Origin of the sequence: Methanosaeta sp. UBA356, assembly GCF_002496465.1 — an archaeon.
Lineage (GTDB): Archaea > Halobacteriota > Methanosarcinia > Methanotrichales > Methanotrichaceae > Methanothrix > Methanothrix soehngenii.
The window spans coordinates 1-5,478 of record NZ_DAKC01000100.1 but is presented as its reverse complement, the minus strand read 5'-3'; the positions used below and the strand labels follow the sequence as shown (position 1 = coordinate 5,478).

The window sequence follows — 5,478 nt, the reverse complement described above, 5'->3', positions numbered from 1 at the left end:
CAGCTCCGGGCAACAGGAGAGCGGCTGATAGTAAGCCTCAAAGAGGGTATGGTTCTCGGCTTCAATTCTAGTGTCATTATAGCCGGTTGACACGCTCACGTAATTATCATATATCTGGCGGCCGTTCTCGACCCTGGCTCTCAGCTTTATGGTCATCGTTCTGCCAATGTCCAGTGACGAGATAGTCCAATTGATGAATTGGCCATCAACTTCTGGCCTCTGGCTGGAGTCGATGAAGCTCAGGCCCGGAGGAAGCCTGTCCGAAACATCCAATTTCTTGAGCGGCCTGCTGCCGTCATTGGTGACATTGATAAGGAAGAGGACTATATTATCATCCTGCATAATGGCTTTCTTCTCAATGTTCACATGCACATAGCGGTGTACTGGCTCAGGATGCAGGCTGATGGCGGTATCAATGTTGAATTTGCCTACAAAGCTCTGATCTAGCCGCACCTTTTCATAATCTGGGCCATTTCCCTGGAGGATTGCAGTATCCATGGACCCGTTGAAGGAGCCTATAAACTTCAATGATGACAAATCCATTTCTGCCTCTTTTTCGATGTAAGAGGCGGATCGAATCTCTTCGCTTATGATGAGCTCCTGCTCTGGATCTTTGGTCTGCATGCCTTCCCGCCATAGGCTTCCGCCGCTAGTGTTCATGGATCCCAGGATCTCATTTTGCGGCGAGTAGAGCATCTTGACGTTCTTTGTGATGCTGCTTGAATCCATCGATTCCTGAGCTGAATAGTAACCGCTCCCATGCTCAAAGGATCTTTGAGATTCTGTTCGCTTGTCCGAGGACACTCGCCCTTTGCCTGTGATCGACCTATCTTGTCTTACATTCTCTCCATAAGAGTCAATAGATTGAAACACTTTAAAACTGCCATGATAATCTTCATCTATCATTTCTTTTATGCTATGGGAGCTGTCCTGTGCATTCTTCCTATAACTGATTCGAGCTATTCCAGAATCATGGCTGGCGTCTGAACGATATACTGTCTGGTTCATGTCCACATCAAAGCTGCTGTCTTTTTGCAGGTTGTGGACATAAAGGTAATTTTCTGTGACCACTTCTCCTCGAATATAATTTGCCGCTGATGTTCTGTCCGACCACAGGGATTGGTAGTCTATGCTTCGTTTGCCGGGCAGCTGGAAAGTAGAACGCCCATAGCTGGCAAAGATATCCTTTTTTAGACTCACGCTCTTGTTCTTTGATACCAAGCGCGAATTCTCATCCTCCTCGTAGTGGCCGCTCCCGTGCTCCGAAGTAGTGATCCTTGTTCCGGCAGCTCCGAGAATGGTGACCACCACAGAGCTGCTACTGACAGGGATTGGCATAGATTCATAGTACCCCCGGATCTCGACCCTGTTTGTGAGCGAGCGCTCCGCTTCTTCCGTGGATAGACTCTTTCGCATGCGGATAAAGCCATCGCCTTCTACAGATGAGGTTTCATCGAAGACCATCTGCGTCTTCTTGGGTATATGAACATCGAGAACTATCGTGCCGTTTGCCCTCGGAGTCAGATTGCCGATCATCCAGGTGAGATTTTTTCCGTTTATGATGTTGGGATGAGGAGTTGCTCCGAGAAAATCAACTTCTGGAAGCATATCCGTTATGCTCACATTCTCAGCGGTAAAATCGGTGTCTGAGTTTCCATATTTTATTGTATAGGTGATATTCTCACCTCGAGCGGCGGCAGTTGCATTTGCCTCCTTCTTGATCCATAATGAGTGGACGACGTAGGTCTCCAGTGTTTTATTCGTGCCTTCTGTTTGCGAAGAGTTTATCTGATATGTGTTGAAGACCGAACCAGCGTTGTCTTTGAATGTGTCTTTGCCCTTGGCCTTCACGAAGATCTCGATGGTCCCTCCGGATCCGGGCAGCAGATCTCCAACATACCACCAGTGGTGTCTTCCTGAGCTCTCATTGATGAGAAGTGGATCTGATAGAGAATACTTAAAATCGACTTTTTCATCCAAATAATCATGGATCACAACATCGGTCTGCTTCACAGAGCCATTATTTCTGTAGTCTATGGTGTAATTCAGATGCTCCCCTGGGAAAATTATGCGGGATGAGGCCCTTTTTCCAATTACCAGCCCTTCTCCGGTTACAGTTGTATTGGCCCAGGCAACGGCATGCGATCCTTCTTTACACCACATATCAATGCGATTGGTGATTATTGATCCCGGTGTTAGAATATCCTTCAATCTGGCCTGGATCGCTATCTTGCCGGACTCTTCTTTATCCAGATCTCCAATGGTCCAGGCATCAATTGTGCCCGGATCCGGAGCAGGGCTTGCCCATATGAACTCCAGGCTCTCATTGTAGGTCTCTTTTAGCATTACCTCGTGAGCATCCTGACCGCCGTTATTTTTATATGCGATGGTATAATTAATAGTACCATTGAATTGCACTGGATCTGGCTCATCATCTTTAAAAACGCTCAAAATTGGATTTTGCTTGAATATCTCCAAAGAATATGTATCTGAATCGGATACCTCTTGGCCAGCTCCCGTCTTCGCCTTCACAGTGGCGATGTTTTTGAGGATATATTTCTCCTCGTAAACTATGTAGCCCGGCGTTTTTTTGTATTCTTTGCTTATTATAACTCCGTTATAATCTTCTATTATGATCAATGTATCTCCTGTAATATAATCCGTAATGGTAATGGTCTTCAAGCCCACAGATGGATTATCGTATTCGATCTTCATGTACTCATTCGTTCCCGGATGCGTATAGTAGTATTCCTCCTCCGAGAGAATCTTTCCTTTTGGATCGTATCGAGTGGTCAAATTCAATTGCGAGACGGGATCTCTATAGTAAGTGACGCTTAAATTCCCTTGCGGATCTATAATCCTCTTCAGGCTCTCCTCAGTCACTTCATTGACATAGTAGTAGGAGGTATAGTTGATGCCAGCCATCTGCATGCGCTCAATAGTTAGCGTTGCCGCATGCGGATCGAACTCTTTTTGCAGTCTTCTCATCTTCTCCAGATTGATTTCCATGCGAGTTCTCAGCCGCAGTAGCTTCTCAATCATATCCTGCTCCCTGTAACCAGTGCTAGCCATGATGCGCAGTATGGTATAATTGGCAGGATCATGAATCTCGTAAAGACATTCATATTGCCATGATTGGCCCGGCTCCAATGCTTCGTCACCTCCCCCACCTCCAACCCGAGTTGGATGGCAGTTCGGCCCCCAATCATGAGTATCGGTGAGGTTTATTTCATAAAGAGTGACTCCGCCGATATTGGTTACGTTATATGTATAAACGACTGTATCGCCCACCCTCACTGGTGGGCTATATCTGCAGTCTTTTTTTAGGTGAATCTCTGCTTTTGCTGCGGGCAAGACCAGCATCTCAATCTGGTTTTCATTAATGCAGCCGCTTACGTTGCTCTCTATTTTCAGTTCGATCAGAACGGTGGTAGAATTCTCTACAAGGGGAGCTGTCCACTGAAATGAGCTCTGGCTCGCGTTAAGTGGAGTGCCTCCAGTTGCTGACCAGCTATAATTGTAGCTCTGCCCCTCAGGGGCTAAAGGTGCGGAGATCGTATAGGATACGCCACCGATGATCTGATTCGGCTCTGCGCTGACGGGAAGGATTAGTGCCAAGATTATAGCTAGTGATAGCCATGTACACATATGGGCGATTTCTGGACTCTTTGACCTTCCGGAGGAAGGCGCGCGCAAGCACAGAAGCTTAATCATTGAGCGTCTCAGTCCCTGAGGTCAGTTCGATCACATTGCTTGGCACTTCAACAACCAGAATCCTGAGGCTGTCCGTGCAGCTCTGAACCAGCCTGCCATGGTCATCATTCCAATCTATGCTAAGCTGCAGAATATGATACCCACTTCCATAGTCTCTCCAATCAACCTGAAGGCCTTCCTCTGCCGACTCGTCTTCTGCATCCATTCCATCTATTCTCCAAACCAATTGGGGCTTTAATTCGGGTGCCCTCGTGATCTGGGGCAGATATGTGGCGATGATGCTCTCACAAGGAATGCTCGGCCCTTCAATTTGGCAGCTCGGAGGTGTCAGATCAATGGAGCCAGTCTCACGATAGCATTTGGTATTTCGATTGCTGCATCTCCGATTAGCATTGGAGCAATCGATGCCATTGGCCGTCTCCCAGCTTATGACCAGATTCTCTATCCTTACCTCCTGGCCGCAGCTAAATGAGAATCCATATAAGGAGAGAGAATTCTCAGAGCCTGCGGGAATGGTATCCAGAACGCAGAGGCCTCCATCATCGTAATGGGATTCCTGCAGAGCACCATCCACATATATGTCGCATAAGAGAATTACCGCATATCGAGGACTATTGGCATTGTTCTTAAATCTGGCCCATATATAGGCATCTACTGAGCTATTCTGAGCGCAAGCAGATAGCAAATTTCCCTGAGCATCCCCCAGCCAGAGATCGGTTATCGTTACATCCTTGGCGCGACAGTGAAAATTGCAGTCAGGCCAATCTGATCCTGCTGCAGAGCTCAGGATAAATGGGAAAAATAGACATAAAATGGCCGAGAGGCAGATAGTCTCTTTGGAATTGCTGAGGATGGATTTCATAGTCTATATCCTGCACTTTTTTAAATAATTATTTATATTTAACATATCATCATGCGTTTTGCCCATCGGCAGCCGATTGCCAGGCCAGTCCAATATTTAATAAAAATGAGCCACCAGGCAATGCCCTGGTGCCCATAATTTGCATCACGTTACAGTTATCGTATTGAGCGGCACATCCACAATCACAACTTGCTTTTGGCATGATCCCTGGAAAACATAGGGTGATTTCTTGCCGAAGTACCCTGTCATTATAACATATGTGCCGGAATTCTCAGCCCATTCATTCCATTTGATGTTTATGTTGGACCCATCTCCGACCTTGGAATCGGCATTGCCGTTGTATTCCAGATTTTCAGGAACTTCGCCTTGCTTGAACACCCACCAGCGCTGATTGACCTGGCCGGGAGTGCTTTCTGTGCTATATTTGTGATTTTTATCATCGATGATGCAAATCTGATCCGATGAATCTGTTGTTATTGAGCACTGACCTGGGGTCACAATCGGGAAGGTCATGCAGGCCTGGTTGATACAAAGTGCAGCCTCACGAGCTGTAACCAACATCTCGAAGTAATAATTTTCTGCATATTCCGTAGTTGGAACAGCAAAAGAGATGCTTTGGGTATCAAGTGTTGCGACCGTCCTTCCTCCCGCATCATCTTCTTTAACCGTCCACATATAGTCCCAATGAATGCCCAATGCCTGCTGATCAGCCGGTACATCGGGACCTCTGAGGTCGATTATATCGCCTGGAGCTACTGGATCCTGCAGAACGGGAGTACAGCTGCCTGTACTCGGAGGTGCTACACTCTGAGGTGCTTCATCCTGAGCTGCTGAATTCGACATTATGCTTGCCAGGCTCAATACCAGCAAAAAGGCTATCTTCCATCTTGATTTAAACATTA

General features: G+C 46.8%; 3 protein-coding genes. All 3 read right to left on the bottom strand.

Going from position 1 to position 5,478, the window contains the following annotated elements; translation table 11 throughout:
• Positions 1-3,618: DUF7507 domain-containing protein (locus BP727_RS09260; RefSeq protein WP_286858489.1), on the bottom strand; the 3,618-nt coding region annotated here is incomplete at its 3' end.
• An 88-nt stretch (positions 3,619-3,706) separates the two neighbouring features.
• Complete coding sequence (locus BP727_RS09255; protein ID WP_276620683.1) at positions 3,707-4,576, bottom strand: hypothetical protein; 870 nt, start codon at positions 4,574-4,576, stop codon at positions 3,707-3,709.
• Positions 4,577-4,720: 144 nt separating this feature from the next.
• On the bottom strand, positions 4,721-5,478 hold a 758-nt coding region (locus BP727_RS09250), incomplete at its 5' end, for a hypothetical protein (protein ID WP_273271865.1).